Below are 15,743 nucleotides of genomic sequence, written 5' to 3'. Positions count from 1 at the left end.
AGGCCGGCATCGCCAACATAGACCTCAGCCGCGCCCGATCGGATAAAACGCCCCCCGACTCCACACCCCAAGCCATTCCTCCCCGTCGATCACATGCGGCACCGCCAGCTCCACCAGTTGGTAAAACACATTGCGATGTATCAGCGCCTCCAGGTTGCTGCGCATCAGCACATACGGTGATGGCTCCTGCGTCACCGGGTCGATCACTACCCGCAGGGGGTTATCCGGCCCCGCCTCGACCTGGTCCTCGACATTGCTGGTAAAGCGCAGCACCTGCTGCTCGCCTTCGCCCTGCACGTCCAGCAGCACGGCCACGAATGGCGCATCGTCGACACGAATGCCAACCTTCTCTACCGGGGTAATCAGGAAGTAGTCATCGCCGTCGCGGCGAATGATGGTAGAGAACAGCCGCACCATCGGCTTGCGCCCGATCGGTGTGCCCAGGTAGTACCAGGTGCCATCGCGGGCGATGCGCATGTCGATGTCACCACAGAAATCCGGGTTCCACAGGTGCACCGGCGGCAGCCCCTTGGCCTTGGGGATCTGCGCCAGAAGGTCATTGGCCTTGCCGGAGTCGCTCATCACGCTTGCCTCATTCACTCATGCCCAGGAGGCTACGAGCGTACTCGCGCATCGGCGCACCAAGCAAATCCTCCGGCGTGTTGTCGTGGAACGTCAACAAACCGCCACGGCTCTTGATGCGTACGGTGTCGATCAGGTAGCGGGTACTGGTTTCGATCAGCATCATCTGCACCACGCCAGAGTCCCAGCCCAAGCGGTCGACGGCCTGCTCGTCATACCACTCGTCACCATTGCCGATGCGATCGTCGGTACGTGCGAAGCGCGTGTACAACACGTAGTCCGCACCCACCGAGCGCGCCTGGGCAATGGCCTCTTCGAGGCCCAGCGGGCCCTGGGCACGACGTACCATCGGGAAGTATTCGACGAAGCTCTTGAAGGCCTGCTCGGCCACCGCATTCTGCCGAGGCACTGGCCCCTCGCCCGGCGGCACGAATGCACCCTGGCCAATGAAAATGAACGAATCAGGCTGCAGGCGGATCGACAAGGTGCGACGGGTCTCGCTGTGGTCCAGCAGACCGGCATCGCTCATGTGATAGCGGACGCCTTCGCCCATATCGCTGACATTCATGCAGCCGCCCAGCGCCATCAGCGCCAGCAGCAAGACCAGGCTACGCATCTTTCCTCCAGTGGCCGGCGACGAAAAACCGGCGAATAGCCGGCGGATGCAGCTTTTGCGCCAGCTTCAGCCACCGATCACTTTCATGACTGTCACGCCACCGGAGAAGGCCACGTCCTGCTTGTCAGCCAAAGCCTTGACCAACAACCGCTGCAAGGCCGGCAGCGCCTGATGACGCGGCTTCTCCAGCAGGTCGCCGACGAAGTGCCGGTTACCTGACGACAGGCAGCCATGCAGCCAGCCCGTAGAAGACAGGCGCAGCCGCGAGCAGGTCCGGCAAAACGGCACGCTTTCGTTGGCAATGACGCCGAAGTGGCCCTTGCCAGGGATGTGGTAACGCATGGCCGTGGCGTCCAGCGGCGCATTCACCTGGGCGTAGGTATGCTGGCCGCCGATCAGCGCAAGCAGCTGGTCGAGGCCTACAAACTGTTGGAGGAAGGCGTTGCGATCGTGAGAGAGGTGACCCATGCGCATCAGCTCGATGAAGCGCAGCTCGAAGCCGCGCGCGAGGCAGTAATCCAGCAGCGGCAGTACCTGATCAAGGTTTTTCCCGCGCATCGGCACCATATTAACCTTGATTCGCATACCCACGGCGCGGGCCTGCTCCATTGCGTCCAGCACAGTGCCCAGGTCGCCGCCACGGGCAATCTGGCGGAAAGCCAGCGGGTCGAGGGTGTCGAGGGAAACGTTCAGCCGACGAATCCCCGCCGCCTGCAGTTGCGGCAACTTGCGCGCCAGCAACTGGCCGTTGGTGGTCAGCGAGACGTCGTCAAGGTCGAGTTTGGCCACGGCAGCCAGAAAGGCATCCAGGCGCGGGCTGACCAGTGGCTCACCGCCAGTAATCCGCAGACGCTCGATGCCGGCGGCTTCGATCAGATAGGCCACGCCACGGGCCAGGGCATCCGCAGACAGCTCGTCCTGCGCCGCCACCAGCCGCTTGCCGTCGGGTACGCAGTAGGTGCAAGCGTAGTTGCAGGCAGCCGTCAGGCTGACGCGCAGGTTGCGAAAGCGCCTGCCTTGACGATCGACAATCATGAATGACTCCGGCATGGATGAAGGGGCCGGCAAAACCTGACTCATAAATCAGGTTTTTGCAAGCCCCATGAGCAATGCCGAATGTCCAGACGATAGCGAAACGCTTTGGGCTGCACTGCCGCGCAGAGAACGCACGACGCAGTGCTTATGGGAGCGGGCGTACCCGCGAAGAATCAAACGCGCTGCCTGGCACGGGCTGCGCCGGTGTTCGCGGGCGCGCCCGCCCCCATAGGGCCCGCGCAGTTTCGCGCAAGGCTCAGTTCGAGGGTTCCGGGTCGCGCTTGCGCTTGTTGCCCATACGCACGCCAATGTCCATCAGGAACTGGAAGAAGCCTTCCTGGTCCTCCAGCACATTGCTCCAGAACGGCGAGTGGTACAGCGCCACAGCGCCGTGCACCAGCGCCCAGGCAGCGCAGTAGTGGAAATACGGCGGCACGTCTTCGAGCTTGCCTTCGCTGATACGGCCCTTGATCAGCTGGGTCAGGCGGTCGAAGTTGGAGGCACGGATGCTGTGCAGCTGCTCGACCATTTCCGGCACCTGATTGCCCTTGACCACCTTTTCTTCAAGGCGGTCGAACAGCCGGTAGCGTTGCGGATCGCGCATGCGGAACTCGAAGTAGGCGCGCGACAGCGCTTCCTTGTCACGGTCGACGTCGGCCGAGTGCAACAGCTCATTCAGGTCACGCTCGTAATCGAGCATCAGGCGAAGGTAGATCTCCGCCTTGGACTTGAAGTGCTTGTAGATCGTACCTTTGCCGATGCCCACGGCGTCGGCGATCATCTCGACGGTGACGCTGTCTTCACCTTGCTCGAGAAACAGCTTGAGCGCGGTATCGAGGATTTCCTGTTCGCGACGGCGAAACTCACGGACCTTACGAGGTTCTTTCTGCATGGGAAGGACTGGATGACAATCGAAGCGGTTTATTATGCCTAACTTACGGGAAATTGCACGGATCATCCACGCATGTCTGTGTTTCACGATGCATACAGCCATACGCTGCGGGAGGAATGAAACGTTGGCGTATTCCAAATCTGTTTAAAAAACGTCCAATATGCACTGGCACTGCGCCAAACCTGACCAATACTTGAAGTGTTGGCGCGGCGCATCCCCCCCAGTGGCGCGCCGATAAAGGTGCTCAGGGACCGCGTACCTTTGTTTTACTCCTAATGGTCTTAACCCGGATTCCTCCCCCAGAACCCGGGTTTTTTTTGTGTTTTTGTGGGGAGGATGGTGTGACGGCTGTCAGGTGCGTGACGCAAGATTTTCAGCGCCTGTGAGATCGAGCGCCGCCCGCGCGGCGCTTCGCGGGTAAACCCGCTCCTACGTTTGTTTCGGGCCAATTAGGCCTGTGGGATTTGCGCGCGAACGCCTTGGCGCACGCCTCGATATCGCGTCGTACAAACAAGGCGGTCGCGCGCGCCTGGCACAGAAGGGAGATCGAGCGCCGCCCGCGCGGCGCTTCGCGGGTAAACCCACTCCTACGTTTGTTTCGGGCCAATTAGGCCTGCGGGATTGCGCGCGAACGCCTTGGCGCACGCCTCGATATCGCGTCGTACAAACAAGGCGGTCGCGCGCGCCTGGCACAGAAGGGAGATCGAGCGCCGCCCGCGCCAACGGGAACAGCCGCTTGAAGTTGGCGGTAGTCTGCTCGGCCAACTGCTCATAACTGGCCCCACGCAACGAAGCCACATACTCCGCCACCTCCCGCACGTACTGCGGCAGGTTCGGCTTGCCCCGGTGCGGAATCGGCGCCAGGTAGGGCGAATCGGTCTCCACCAGCAAGCGATCGACCGGCACCTGCCGCGCCACTTCACGCAACGCCTCGGCATTGCGGAAGGTCACGATGCCCGACAGCGAGATGTAATAACCCAGGTCCAGCGCAGCCTTGGCCATGTCCCAGTCCTCGGTAAAGCAGTGCAGCACGCCAGCCTGCGGCAGGTTGGCCTCGCGCAGGAGCGCCAGGGTATCGGCGCGCGCCGCCCGGGTATGCACGATCACCGGCTTGCCGGTCTGCCTGGAGGCCTCCAGGTGCAGACGGAACGAGGCCTGCTGCAGCTCTGCCGCCTCCGGCTCGTAGTGGTAATCCAGCCCGGTTTCACCAATCGCCACCACATGCGGGTGGGCCAGTTCGCGCAACAACCATTCCAACGCCGGGGTTTCGCCAGGGGCCAGGTCCAGCGGGTGCACGCCCACCGAGCAGTCGACGTCAGCGTACTGCTCGCTCAGCGCCTTCACTGCACCCGCATTCTCAGCACTGACGCCAATGCACAGGAAATGCCCGACCCCACGCTCACGCGCCGCCTGCAGGGCAGCATCGAGGGAGCCCTGGTGGGCACTGAGATCAAGACGGTCGAGGTGGCAATGGGAATCTACGAGCATGGGATAACGGCACACATGAAAAATGGAAAATCAGCGGGCACCCGGCAGTTGCAGCCAGTGAGCCAGCAGCGATTCAAGCAACAAGGCGCGGTTGAGGTTGGCCTTGCCCAGTACCTTCTGGCGCTGTTCGAGGATCCAGGCCTGCACTTCCAGCACCTTGGCCTGGCGGCTCTTCTGCGCCAGGTATTGCACGACCTTGCGCATATCGGCCAAGCCTAACCCTTCCTCGTCCTGGGTCAACTGGTAGCGCAGGATCAGGTGCGACCAATCGCAGAACCAGTCGAACAGCAGCAACAACGGCACACCGCTCCAGGCATCGGCCAGCTGGCTGGGTGATTGCTGCTGCTTGAGCAGCTTCTTCACCCCGTCGGCCACCAGCGCGCGTTGCTCGCGCACGCCCTGCGCCTGCAGGCTGACCGCCATCAATGGCGAGCCCGCTGCCAGCGTCAGCAGCTCATCGCGCTCGACCTCGTCGCAGTCGGGTAACGCGCCAGCCAGCCATGCCTGGCTCTGGGCCAGGCTGGGCTGCGGACAGGCCACCTGCTGGCAGCGGCTCTTGATCGTCGGCAACAGACGGCTGGGCTGGTGCGTCACCAGCAACAACACGGTGTCACCGGAAGGTTCTTCAAGGCTTTTGAGCAGGGCGTTGGAGGCGTTGACATTCATCGCCTCCACCGGCTCGATCAACACCACCTTGCGCCCGCCCAGCTGCGCGGTCTGCACCACAAAGGCCACTAGCTCACGTACCTGGTCGACCTTGATCGGCTTGTCAGCCTCCTCCGGCTCGAGGACGAAGTTGTCCGGGTGGCTGCCGGCCTTGAGCAACAGGCACGACTTACACGCCCCACAAGCGTCCAGGCCCTGCGGCTGCTGGCACAACAGGCGCGCCATCAGACGCTCGGCCATGGCCCGCTTGCCAATACCCTGCGGCCCATGCAGCAGATAAGCGTGGGCGTGGCGGCTGCGACCGGCCAGTTGCTGCCACAGCGCCTGCTGCCAAGGGTAGGCCTCAGCCACGGCAACGCTCCAGAATGCCTGGCAGCAGAGCGTCGATGTCACGCTGCACAGCCTCCAGGGATTGTGCCGCATCAAGCAGGCTGTAGCGCTGTGGCGCGCCTTGTGCGCGCTGCAGGTACGCCTGGCGCACCGCTTCGAAGAAGGCCTGCCCTTCCTGCTCGAATCGGTCCAGGCGGCCACGGGCGGCGGCGCGGGCAAGGCCCACTTCCACCGGCAGGTCGAAGACCAGGGTCAGGTCCGGGCGCAGGTCGCCCTGGACGAATTGTTCCAGAACCGCGATACGCTCGACCGACAAACCACGACCGCCGCCCTGATAGGCATAGGTGGCGTCCGTGAAACGGTCACACAGCACCACAGCCCCGCGGGCCAGCGCCGGGCGGATGACCTGCGCCAGGTGCTGGGCGCGAGCGGCGAACACCAGCAGCAGCTCGGTGTCGGCCGCCATGCCTTCGTCGCTGGGCGTCAGCAACAGTTCACGCACCTTTTCCGCCAGCGGCGTACCGCCTGGCTCACGGGTCAGTACCACGTCCAGGCCGTGCTCGCGCAAGCGCGCGGCCAGGTAGTCGCGATTGGTGCTCTTGCCCGCGCCTTCGGGGCCTTCCAAAGTAATAAACAAGCCGCTCACAGGCAGTCCTTAATGTTGTTCGTCAGGCGTCGGCCGCTCGGCCGCTTGCGCACCGCCGGCAGGGGCATCCTGCGCGGGCGCTTCATCGGGGGCTGGCTGCGCAGTTGGCTCGTCCGCTGCTGACGGGTCCGCTGCTGGGGGCTCAGGGCGCTGCGCATCGTCGGCGCCCGATGCCTGTTCGGCATCATCGGCACCTGGCTTGGCCTCTTGCTGCGGCGCGGGGCTGGAGCGGTAGTCCGACCGGCGCTTGAGCTGGAACTCGCGCACTGCCGAATTGTGGTCGTCGAGGTCGTCGGAAAACACATGGCTGCCATCGCCGCGGGCGACGAAGTAAAGGCTCGTGCCATTGGATGGGTTCAGCGCCGCGTGAATCGCCTCGCGGCCGACCATGGCGATCGGGGTCGGCGGCAGGCCGGTCATGGTGTAGGTGTTGTAGGGCGTTGGCTCGCGCAGGTCGGCGCGGGTGATCTTGCCGTTGTAGCGCTCACCCATGCCATAGATAACCGTCGGGTCGGTCTGCAGCATCATGCCCAGGCGCATGCGCCGCACGAACACGCCGGCGATCTGCCCGCGCTCCTGCGGAATACCGGTTTCCTTCTCTACCAGGGAGGCCATGATCAGCGCCTGGTACGGGTCACGATACGGCAGGTCGGTGGAACGCTCGGCCCACTCTTTGGCCAGCACTTCGTCCAGACGCATGTAGGCCTGCTGCAGCAACTCGACATCGCTCATACCCCGCACGAAGCGGTAGGTGTCGGGGAAGAAGCGGCCTTCGGGGAACACACCGGTATGGCCGAGCTTGTCCATGACCTCGGCATCCGACAAGCCGTCCAGGGTATGCTTGATCTTTTCATGCTTGGCCACGGCCGCACGCACCTGGCGGAAGGTCCAGCCTTCGACCAGGGTGAGGTTGTACTGCACCACGTCGGCACGGCGCCAGGCGTCGAACAACTGCTCGACGGTCATGCCAGGGGTAAGACGGTACTCGCCAGTGTGCAGGGGGGTGCCGGCCATGTTGAAGCGCCAGTACAACCGCAACCAGACAGCGTCGTCGAGCAATCCTTCCCTTTGCATGCTGTAGAACATGCGGTTGGGGTTAGTGCCATTGGGCACATCCAGCAGGCGTTCCTGCGTGACGTGCAAGGGCTGCTCCAGGACCGAGTTGACCTTCCAGGCCGACCAGCCAAACGCCAGGCCGGCAAGGATCAAGCCCATTTCCAGCAACAGCAGGAATTTACGTCTCACGAATTCAGGTTTCCAGTAACGTACGGGCAACGGCCTGCAGTTTACGAGTGAGCGGGCCCGGCGACCAGTTTAGCGCGGCTACGCCACACACGGGCCAAATGCCGTAAACGCTATTGCAAACAAATACTTCATCCGCTTGCTCAAGCGCCTCGAACGACAGGTCGCAGACCTGTACCCCAATACCCAGCAGCGGGGCCTGTTCCAGCAGTGCGGCACGCATCACGCCCGCCACGCCACAACGGCTAAGGTCGGCGGTAAGCAACACGCCATCGCGCACCAGAAACAGATTGCTGTATACGCCTTCGATCACCCTGCCCTGCGCGTCACGCATCAGGCCTTCGGCATGGTCGCTGTCCTGCCATTCGGCACGGGCCAGCACCTGCTCCAGGCGGTTAAGGTGTTTGAGGCCGGCCAGCAGTGGTTGTTCCCCAAGCCGGGTCTGGCAAGGGAACAAACGCACGCCATGCTCAGCATGCTCGACAGGATAGCGGGGTAATGGGCTGCCTTGCAGGATACGCCGCGGCGCTGCATCGACAGCTGGCGCATAGCCACGCTGGCTATCGCCACGGGTAAGGATGAGTTTGACGACACCCTCACCCAGTTGGCTGGCGTAGCGCAGCAGCTCGTCGCGTACCAGCGCCAGATCGGCGTTGATGGCCAGGCGCTGGCAGCCCAGTGCCAGGCGTGCGAGGTGGCCGTCCAGCAAGCTGGGCCGGGCACCTCGCACGGCGATGGTTTCGAACAGGCCATCGCCGTAAGCCAGGCCGCGATTCTGCAGGTTGAGTGCAGTCGCCGGCTGGCCGTCGATCCAGCTGTGCATCAGTCGGCAAACCGGCGGAATACCAGCGAGCCGTTGGTGCCGCCAAAGCCGAACGAGTTGGACAGCACCACGTCGATCGGCATGCTGCGCGCCTGGTGGGGAACGAAGTCGAGGTCACACCCTTCGTCCGGCTCGTCCAGGTTGATGGTCGGTGGGGCCATCTGGCTATTGATTGCCAGCACGCTGAAGATCGCTTCCACCGCGCCTGCGGCGCCCAGCAGGTGGCCCGTCATCGACTTGGTCGAGCTGACCGCCAGCTTGTAGGCATGCTCGCCGAACACGCGCTTGATCGCCGCCACTTCGGCCACATCGCCCGCTGGGGTAGAAGTGCCGTGGGCGTTGATGTAGCTGACGTCTTCCGGCTGGATACCGGCATCGCGCAAGGCGTTGGCCATGCAGCGGGCAGCGCCTTCGCCAGAGTCGGGCGGCGACGTCATGTGGTAGGCGTCGCCGCTCATGCCAAAGCCAACCAGTTCGGCGTAGATAGTCGCCCCGCGGGCCTTGGCGTGCTCCAGCTCCTCGAGCACCAGGGCCCCAGCACCGTCGGACAACACAAACCCGTCACGCCCCTTGTCCCACGGCCGGCTGGCCCGGCTGGGTTCATCGTTGCGGGTAGACAGCGCGCGCGAAGCGCCAAAACCGCCCATGCCCAGACCACAAGCCGCCATTTCGGCGCCACCGGCGATCATCACATCAGCTTCACCGTAGGCGATATTGCGCGCGGCCATGCCGATGCAATGGGTGCCGGTGGTGCACGCAGTGGCGATGGCATAGTTCGGCCCTTGCAGGCCCAGGTGGATCGACAGGAAACCGGAGATCATGTTGATGATCGAGCCCGGCACGAAGAACGGCGAAATGCGGCGCGGCCCTGAATCGTGCAGGGTGCGGCTGGTTTCTTCGATGTTGGTCAGACCACCGATACCCGAGCCCATGGCCACGCCAATACGCTCGCGGTTGGCATCGGTGACCTCCAGGCCGGCATTACGCACGGCCTGGAAACCAGCCGCCAGGCCGTACTGGATGAACAGGTCGAGCTTGCGGGCCTCTTTGGCCGACAGGTACTGCTCAACCTCGAAGCCTTTCACCGAGCCGCCAAAACGGGTGGAGTAGGCAGACAGGTCCGTGTGTTCGATCGGACCAATGCCACTGCGGCCAGCCAGAATGCCCTGCCAGGTGCTCGGTACATCGGTACCCAGTGGCGACAGCATACCCATACCGGTGACCACGACGCGTCTACGCGACACAGTACTCTCCTTTTCTAATAACAGAGTCTCTTGCCATTGCATTCAAGTGCTGGAATGAAATGGCAACAGGCTCTTGGTGCGCGGTGAACGAAGCCGCCTGAAAAAATGCGAGGCGCTCGCAAAGAAAAAACCGCACGCCAGCGAAGGCAGTGCGGTTTTCCCCGACAAGAAACGTCGACTGTAGCGTCTTAGGCCTGGTGGGCTTTGACGTAGTCGATGGCAGCTTGAACGGTAGTGATCTTCTCGGCTTCTTCGTCAGGGATTTCGGTCTCGAATTCCTCTTCCAGAGCCATCACCAGTTCAACGGTGTCAAGCGAATCGGCACCCAGGTCATCGACGAAGGACTTCTCAATAGTCACTTCTTCTTCCTTGACGCCCAGTTGCTCGGCGACGATTTTCTTGACGCGTTCTTCGATGGTGCTCATACCTAGTTTTCACTCCTAATGGATATATGTCAGGCAGCTGGCCGGTGGCTAATTTTATAGAAAGACGTTCGCTTTTCAAGCTAAACGCACCTTCAGGCTAGTCACCACACCCGCTGCCTGGAATCTGGTTGCAGCTTTATAACGGATTTTAGGCTCGCAGTATGACTCTTTTTTTACGAAACCCGTCACATTGAGTTGCAGTATTACATGTACATCCCGCCGTTGACCGGCACGGTAGCGCCGGTCACGTAGGCGGCGCCGTCGGACGCCAGGAACGAAACCACCTTGGCAATTTCGTCAGCCTGGCCCAGGCGGCCCAGCGGAATCTGGGTCTGCAGGGCTTCGCGCTGAGCCTCTGGCAGCTCGCGGGTCATGTCGGTATCGATGAAGCCTGGGGTCACCGAGTTGACGGTGATACCACGCGAACCCACTTCACGCGCCAAGGCGCGGCTGAAACCTTCCAGACCGGCCTTGGCAGCCGCGTAGTTGGCCTGACCTGCGTTACCCATGGCACCAACGACCGAGCCGATGCTGATGATACGACCCCAACGCGCCTTGGTCATGCCACGCAGCACGCCCTTGGACAGACGGTAGAGGCTGTTCAGGTTGGTGTCGATGACATCAAACCACTCGTCGTCTTTCATGCGCAGCATGAGGTTGTCGCGGGTGATACCGGCATTGTTGACCAAGATGGCCGGCGCGCCGAACTGCTCGCCAATGGCGGCCAGTACGGCTTCAACCGATTCGGCGCTGGTCACGTTCAGCTCCATGCCAGTGCCGGTAATGCCGTGTTCTTTCAGGGTGGCAGCGATGCGCTCGGCACCGGACGCCGACGTGGCGGTACCGATCACGGTCGCGCCCTGGCGGCCCAGCTCGAGGGCGATGGCCTGACCAATACCACGGCTGGCGCCGGTAACCAGTGCAACTTTACCTTGCAGGCTCATGCAAGCTTCTCCAAATCAGGCCAGTGCCGCGCGAGTGGCAGCAACGGCGTCAGGGGTGTTGAGGTTGTAGGTGGTCACGCCGTCGGCGCAACGCTTGTTAAGGCCAGCCAGCACCTTGCCCGGGCCACACTCGACCAGGTTGACCGCACCGTTGGCGGCCAGGGTCTGCACGCACTCGACCCAGCGCACCGGCTGGTACAGCTGTGCCAGCAGGTCGTGCTTGAGGGCATCGAGGTCGGCGGCGACGGCGGCAGTGACGTTCTGCACCACCGGAATCTGCGGGGCCTTCCATTCGATGGCATTGACCGAATCGGCAAAGCGCTCGGCGGCTGGCTTCATCAGGGCGCAGTGCGACGGGACGCTGACCGCCAGTGGCAGGGCGCGCTTGGCACCTTTGGCCTTGCACAGCTCCATGGCGCGATCTACCGCCGCCTTGTTGCCGGCGATGACCACCTGACCAGGCGAGTTGAAGTTCACGGCGCTGACCACTTCATCCTCAGCGGCTTCGGCGCAGATTTCCACGACCACAGCATCGTCCAGGCCGAGAATGGCAGCCATGGCGCCGTGACCGGCCGGTACGGCTTCCTGCATCAGCTGACCGCGGCGCTCGACCAGGCGAACGGCATCTTTCAGGCTGATGCTGCCGGCGGCGACCAGGGCGCTGTATTCGCCCAGGCTGTGACCGGAAACGAAGGCCGGCTTGGCACCGCCCTCTTCCAGCCACAGGCGCCACAGTGCGATGGACGCAGTAAGGATCGCCGGCTGGGTCTTGTCGGTCTGGTTGAGTTGCTCTTCCGGGCCGTCCTGGACCAGCTTCCACAGGTCGTAGCCGAGCGCTTCGGACGCTTCCTTGAAGGTTTCGATGATCACTGGCTTCTCGGCGCCGAGCTCGGCGAGCATGCCCAGCGACTGGGAACCTTGACCGGGAAAGACGAATGCGAGGGATGCAGACATTGAACAAGCCCTTATGATCTTGTCGTCGGATAGTGTGCGCCAGGCCCGAGGCCAGGCGCGGAATCTGAAAACTTGGATGGAAACACAGACCAAGCGGTCACATTTAAGCACTTCATCGGCGAAATGCCTAAGGCAACAGGTCTTCAAGGCGGCCATGCAGCCGCTGCGGCAGGTTTTCCTGAATTTCGATCAGCGCCCGCTGGATGGCACTCTGAAACCCCTGCACGCCCGCCGAGCCATGACTCTTGATGACGATACCCTGCAGCCCCAGAAAGCTCGCCCCATTATGCCGCGCCGGCGCCAGGTCGGCCTGCAGACGCTTGAGCAGCGGCATGGCAACGGCCCCGGCAACGCGGGCAAAAGCACCGCCCTTGAACAGTTTTTCGATGCGCGCACCGATCATCGTCGCCAAGCCCTCGCTGGACTTGAGCAGTATGTTGCCGACAAAACCGTCGCACACCACCACGTCTGCCTCACCCCGGTACAGGCCATCCCCTTCGACGAAACCGACATAGTTGAGCCCGCGGGCGCCCTGCAACAGCGTGGCAGCCAGCTTGACCTGCTGGTTACCCTTGATGTCCTCGGTACCGATATTCAACAGCGCCACGCGTGGCCGATGCACACCCAGGGCCTGAGCGGCCACCGAGCCCATTACCGCGAACTGGTAGAGGTTTTCGGCGCTGCAGTCGACATTGGCGCCCAGATCGAGCAATTGACAGTAACCCGTCTGGGTCGGGATCGCCGCCACCATGGCCGGCCGGTCGATACCCGGCAAGGTCTTGAGCACGAAGCGCGACAACGCCATCAGCGCCCCGGTATTGCCGGCACTGACACAGGCCTGGGCTTTTCCGTCGCGCACCAGTTCGAGGGCGATGCGCATCGACGAATCCGGCTTGCCGCGCAACGCCTGGGATGGCCGCTCGTCCATGCCGACTACCTCACTGGCGGCCACAATCTGCAGGCGCGCGCGATCCGCAGCTGGCAAGCCACTGATGAGATCTTCAAGGAGGGAGGGTTGACCGACGAGGGTCAGGTGGAGCGAGGGGGTAGCCGAAAGGCAGGCAATGCTAGCCTGGACAATGCTGCGGGGACCGAAGTCCCCGCCCATTGCGTCGATCGCGATGACCTGAGCGGACAAGGATTACTCGTCAGCGCCCTTGTCGACCACTTTACGACCACGGTAAACGCCTTCTGGCGAAACGTGGTGACGCAGGTGAACTTCACCGGTGGTTTTCTCTACCGACAGCGCGTTTTCCGACAGAGCGTCGTGCGAACGGCGCATGTCACGGGCAGAGCGGGATTTTTTGTTCTGCTGAACAGCCATAATTGATTAACTCCTAAACGTTTGGGTCACGCTTTAACTGCGCCAAAACACTGAACGGGTTGGACCGCGATACCTCGTCCTTGCTCGATTCGGGCTCGTCTGCGCCCGCCGGCTGCTGGCATTCTTCCGGATGATGAGCAGGCACGATTGGCAAGGCAAGCAAAAGCTCCTCCTCAACCAATGCCTGCAGATCCAAAGGATCTTCGCCCAGTTCCAGCACGTCATAGCCTTTCGGCAACGACTGGGTATTCGCACCCTCCTTCACCACGGCGTATGTACATTCGCTGTGGACCGGTAGGGTGACCAGCTCAAGACAACGCTGGCAAACCATCTTGACTTCGACGTCCAGCTCGCTGTGGATTACCACCACGTGCTGTTCATCTCGTTCAAAATCGAACTTCGCCTGCACCGTACCGACATTGTCGGAAAGCGGGTCGCAGAGTCTTTCCAAATCAGCGAGTTGCAGCGAACCGTTAAGGGTTACGCCACGATCGGCTAATTTGCGCGGGTCAACGTGAGGTGGAATCGGGTCATTCAACATAGGCGCAGCATTCTAGGGATGCCCCCCGCCCCTGTCAAAGGAAATTAGGCGGCATCGTGCGTGATAGAATTGGTTCAACCGAACCCGGAGTCTACCATGCTTCCTTTGTTACTGGCTTCCAGCTCTGCCTATCGCCGCGAACTGCTCGCTCGCCTGCACCTGCCCTTCACCTGGGCAAGCCCCGATATAGACGAGCAGCGCCGGGAAGACGAGCCAGCCGTTGAACTGGTACGCCGCCTTGCCAGGCAAAAAGCCGAGGCCTTGGCGGGCAGCCATCCCAGGCACCTGATTATCGGGTCGGACCAGGTAGCTGTGTTGGGCGAACAGGTGCTGGGTAAGCCGCACACCTTCGAGCGGGCTTGCGAGCAACTGCTGGAGTGTAGCGGGCAGCAGGTGAGCTTTCTGACTGGGCTGGCGCTGCTGAACAGCGCCACCGGGCAATGCCAGGTGGATTGCGTGCCGTTTACCGTCACGATGCGCGAATTGAGCCGCGAGCGCGTGGAGCGTTACGTCGCGACGGAACAGCCGCTGGATTGCGCAGGGAGCTTCAAGGCGGAGGGGTTGGGGGTGAGCCTGTTCCAGAGCACCCATGGGTGCGATGCAACCAGCCTGATCGGGCTGCCACTGATTCGGCTGGTGGATATGCTGACCAAGGAAGGGGTGGTGGTTCCGTAGCCTGGCTGGAGATTTTGGCGCCCGACGGATCGAGCGCCGCCCGGGAGGGTGAACGTTCGGGGATATTGGCCGGCAGGTCCGGCCTATTCGCGGGTAAACCCGCTCCTACAACGGGCGTGGCGACACCAGCTCATGCTCGCGAATGCGATGGTGCTGCGACGGTGAACGGCCGGGGGATATTGGACGGCGGGTCCGACCCATTCGCGGGCACACCCCACAACAGCACATGGCGACACCACCGATTGTTGTAGGAGCCCCGATCGATGAGCGCGCCGCGCGGGCGGCGCTCGATCTGCCAGACACCACAAGAACTGCGACGAACTCAACGCAACTGCGGCCCCTGGAACCCCATCCACATCGCCAGGTGCTCAGCCACGCTGGCACCCACGCGCTTGGAGAAGCGATCGAAAGGCGACTCCTGAACGGTGAAGTCCACCAACTCCTTCTCCCCCACGATCTCGCGCGCCACATAGCTGGCACTGCCCAAGCCATCCACCAGCCCCAGCGCCTTGGCCTGCTCACCCGACCAGATAAGGCCACTGAACAACTCCGGGTGCTCCTTGTCCTTCAGGCGCTCACCCCGCCCCTGCTTGACCATGGCGATGAACTGCTGGTGCGTGGTATCCAGCACGCCCTGCCAGAACCGGGTCTCTTCTGGTTTTTCCGGCGAAAACGGATCAAGGAACGCCTTGTGCTCACCCGACGTATAGGCACGCCGCTCGACCCCTAGCTTCTCCATGGCGCCAACAAAGCCATAGCCCGCCGCCGTCACCCCAATGGACCCCACCAGGCTGGCCTTGTCGGCATAGATCTCGTCCGCCGCACTGGCGATGTAATACGCACCGGAAGCACCAAGGTCGGCGATCACCGCATACAGCTTGATGGCAGGATATTCGGCACGCAGGCGACGGATTTCGTCATACACGTAACCCGCCTGCACCGGGCTGCCACCCGGGCTATTGATGCGCATCACCACCGCCTTGGTCTTGCCGTCCTTGAACGCTTCGCGCAGGCTCTTGACGATGTTATCGGCACTGGCAGCCTCCTGATCGGCAATCACCCCGCGCACTTCGACCAGCGCGGTATGGCTGGCACTGCGCGAAGCGGCCTTATCCATGTCCATCAGCGGCGAGAACAACGCCAGAATGCCAAACAGGTAGACGAAGGTCAGCAGCTTGAAGAAGATCCCCCAGCGCCGCGACCGTCGTTGCTCCTGCACGCTGGCCAGCAAGGTCTTTTCCAGCAGCCTCCAGCTGTTGCGCTCTTCGCGCTCCCCGGGCTCGGCCTCAGGGGCTTTCCATTCGTCTGCCATGCTT

General features: G+C 62.5%; 17 protein-coding genes and 1 pseudogene. 1 reads left to right on the top strand and 17 read right to left on the bottom strand.

Annotated elements, in window-relative coordinates; genetic code table 11:
* Positions 1-24: 24 nt before the first annotated feature.
* From ACK59Z_RS16030 to ACK59Z_RS15955, 16 genes and pseudogenes are all read right to left on the bottom strand, one after another.
* The gene (locus ACK59Z_RS16030; RefSeq protein ID WP_003247173.1) at positions 25-582 is read right to left on the bottom strand and encodes a DUF1285 domain-containing protein; all 558 of its coding nucleotides are present in this window, start codon (positions 580-582) and stop codon (positions 25-27) included.
* Between the two features lie 10 nt (positions 583-592).
* Positions 593-1,198, bottom strand: coding sequence for a DUF4823 domain-containing protein (locus ACK59Z_RS16025; RefSeq protein WP_409293447.1), 606 nt, complete (start codon positions 1,196-1,198; stop codon positions 593-595).
* A 66-nt stretch (positions 1,199-1,264) separates the two neighbouring features.
* Entirely contained in the window at positions 1,265-2,233 is a 969-nt protein-coding gene (locus ACK59Z_RS16020; RefSeq protein ID WP_019752220.1) for a GTP 3',8-cyclase MoaA, read from the bottom strand.
* 256 nt (positions 2,234-2,489) lie between these two features.
* Complete coding sequence (locus ACK59Z_RS16015; protein WP_003247170.1) at positions 2,490-3,125, bottom strand: TetR/AcrR family transcriptional regulator; 636 nt, start codon at positions 3,123-3,125, stop codon at positions 2,490-2,492.
* Positions 3,126-3,839: 714 nt separating this feature from the next.
* Positions 3,840-4,613 (bottom strand): annotated as a pseudogene (locus tag ACK59Z_RS16010) (TatD family hydrolase); the annotation flags it as partial.
* A 30-nt stretch (positions 4,614-4,643) separates the two neighbouring features.
* Positions 4,644-5,630: a DNA polymerase III subunit delta' gene (locus ACK59Z_RS16005; protein ID WP_003247167.1), complete on the bottom strand. Its 987-nt coding sequence runs from the start codon at positions 5,628-5,630 to the stop codon at positions 4,644-4,646.
* A complete protein-coding gene (tmk, locus tag ACK59Z_RS16000) occupies positions 5,623-6,255 on the bottom strand; it encodes a dTMP kinase (protein ID WP_012053289.1) in 633 nt (210 codons plus the stop codon). Before tmk ends, ACK59Z_RS16005 begins: the two co-directional genes overlap by 8 nt.
* A gap of 9 nt (positions 6,256-6,264) precedes the next feature.
* Complete coding sequence (gene mltG / locus ACK59Z_RS15995) at positions 6,265-7,500, bottom strand: endolytic transglycosylase MltG (RefSeq protein ID WP_104962282.1); 1,236 nt, start codon at positions 7,498-7,500, stop codon at positions 6,265-6,267.
* A gap of 4 nt (positions 7,501-7,504) precedes the next feature.
* Positions 7,505-8,320 carry an aminodeoxychorismate lyase gene (gene pabC / locus ACK59Z_RS15990; RefSeq protein WP_108190437.1) on the bottom strand — a complete coding sequence of 272 codons (816 nt, stop codon included), beginning with the start codon at positions 8,318-8,320 and terminating at the stop codon, positions 7,505-7,507.
* Positions 8,320-9,564 carry a beta-ketoacyl-ACP synthase II gene (fabF, locus tag ACK59Z_RS15985; protein WP_003247162.1) on the bottom strand — a complete coding sequence of 415 codons (1,245 nt, stop codon included), beginning with the start codon at positions 9,562-9,564 and terminating at the stop codon, positions 8,320-8,322. Before fabF ends, pabC begins: the two co-directional genes overlap by 1 nt.
* 188 nt (positions 9,565-9,752) lie before the next feature.
* Entirely contained in the window at positions 9,753-9,989 is a 237-nt protein-coding gene (acpP, locus tag ACK59Z_RS15980) for an acyl carrier protein (RefSeq protein WP_012053292.1), read from the bottom strand.
* Positions 9,990-10,192: 203 nt separating this feature from the next.
* Positions 10,193-10,933 (bottom strand): 3-oxoacyl-ACP reductase FabG, encoded by a 741-nt coding sequence (gene fabG / locus ACK59Z_RS15975; RefSeq protein WP_003247160.1) that lies wholly within the window; start codon positions 10,931-10,933, stop codon positions 10,193-10,195.
* A gap of 15 nt (positions 10,934-10,948) precedes the next feature.
* On the bottom strand, positions 10,949-11,887 hold the full coding sequence (fabD, locus tag ACK59Z_RS15970) for an ACP S-malonyltransferase (protein WP_012053294.1): 939 nt from the start codon (positions 11,885-11,887) through the stop codon (positions 10,949-10,951).
* 127 nt (positions 11,888-12,014) lie between these two features.
* A complete protein-coding gene (gene plsX, locus ACK59Z_RS15965; protein ID WP_080634975.1) occupies positions 12,015-13,025 on the bottom strand; it encodes a phosphate acyltransferase PlsX in 1,011 nt (336 codons plus the stop codon).
* 3 nt (positions 13,026-13,028) lie between these two features.
* The gene (gene rpmF, locus ACK59Z_RS15960; RefSeq protein ID WP_003247154.1) at positions 13,029-13,211 is read right to left on the bottom strand and encodes a 50S ribosomal protein L32; all 183 of its coding nucleotides are present in this window, start codon (positions 13,209-13,211) and stop codon (positions 13,029-13,031) included.
* A gap of 13 nt (positions 13,212-13,224) precedes the next feature.
* Positions 13,225-13,752, bottom strand: a complete 528-nt coding sequence (locus ACK59Z_RS15955) for a YceD family protein (RefSeq protein ID WP_003247153.1) — start codon at positions 13,750-13,752, stop codon at positions 13,225-13,227.
* Between the two features lie 96 nt (positions 13,753-13,848).
* Here ACK59Z_RS15955 and ACK59Z_RS15950 point away from each other — a divergent pair, with 96 nt between their 5' ends.
* On the top strand, positions 13,849-14,427 hold the full coding sequence (locus ACK59Z_RS15950) for a nucleoside triphosphate pyrophosphatase (protein WP_108190439.1): 579 nt from the start codon (positions 13,849-13,851) through the stop codon (positions 14,425-14,427).
* Between the two features lie 322 nt (positions 14,428-14,749).
* On the opposite strand, the gene ACK59Z_RS15945 is transcribed toward ACK59Z_RS15950, so the two are convergent.
* Positions 14,750-15,739 carry a S49 family peptidase gene (locus ACK59Z_RS15945; protein ID WP_108190440.1) on the bottom strand — a complete coding sequence of 330 codons (990 nt, stop codon included), beginning with the start codon at positions 15,737-15,739 and terminating at the stop codon, positions 14,750-14,752.
* Between the last annotated feature and the right edge of the window lie 4 nt (positions 15,740-15,743).

This window comes from Pseudomonas sp. KCJK9058, assembly GCF_046230975.1.
Lineage (GTDB): Bacteria > Pseudomonadota > Gammaproteobacteria > Pseudomonadales > Pseudomonadaceae > Aquipseudomonas > Aquipseudomonas alloputida.
The sequence above is the reverse complement of the archived record's forward strand: the minus strand, read 5'-3'. Positions and strand labels throughout refer to the sequence as shown.

Bases quoted from the DNA above. Each gene is read 5' to 3' on its own strand.
- ACK59Z_RS16030 (WP_003247173.1), bottom strand. From the start codon at position 582: ATGAGCGACTCCGGCAAGGCCAATGACCTTCTGGCGCAGATCCCCAAG.
- ACK59Z_RS16025 (WP_409293447.1), bottom strand. From the start codon at position 1,198: ATGCGTAGCCTGGTCTTGCTGCTGGCGCTGATGGCGCTGGGCGGCTGC.
- ACK59Z_RS16020 (WP_019752220.1), bottom strand. From the start codon at position 2,233: ATGATTGTCGATCGTCAAGGCAGGCGCTTTCGCAACCTGCGCGTCAGC.
- ACK59Z_RS16015 (WP_003247170.1), bottom strand. From the start codon at position 3,125: ATGCAGAAAGAACCTCGTAAGGTCCGTGAGTTTCGCCGTCGCGAACAG.
- pabC (WP_108190437.1), bottom strand. From the start codon at position 8,320: ATGCACAGCTGGATCGACGGCCAGCCGGCGACTGCACTCAACCTGCAG.
- acpP (WP_012053292.1), bottom strand. From the start codon at position 9,989: ATGAGCACCATCGAAGAACGCGTCAAGAAAATCGTCGCCGAGCAACTG.
- fabG (WP_003247160.1), bottom strand. From the start codon at position 10,933: ATGAGCCTGCAAGGTAAAGTTGCACTGGTTACCGGCGCCAGCCGTGGT.
- fabD (WP_012053294.1), bottom strand. From the start codon at position 11,887: ATGTCTGCATCCCTCGCATTCGTCTTTCCCGGTCAAGGTTCCCAGTCG.
- rpmF (WP_003247154.1), bottom strand. From the start codon at position 13,211: ATGGCTGTTCAGCAGAACAAAAAATCCCGCTCTGCCCGTGACATGCGC.
- ACK59Z_RS15955 (WP_003247153.1), bottom strand. From the start codon at position 13,752: ATGTTGAATGACCCGATTCCACCTCACGTTGACCCGCGCAAATTAGCC.
- ACK59Z_RS15950 (WP_108190439.1), top strand. From the start codon at position 13,849: ATGCTTCCTTTGTTACTGGCTTCCAGCTCTGCCTATCGCCGCGAACTG.
- ACK59Z_RS15945 (WP_108190440.1), bottom strand. From the start codon at position 15,739: ATGGCAGACGAATGGAAAGCCCCTGAGGCCGAGCCCGGGGAGCGCGAA.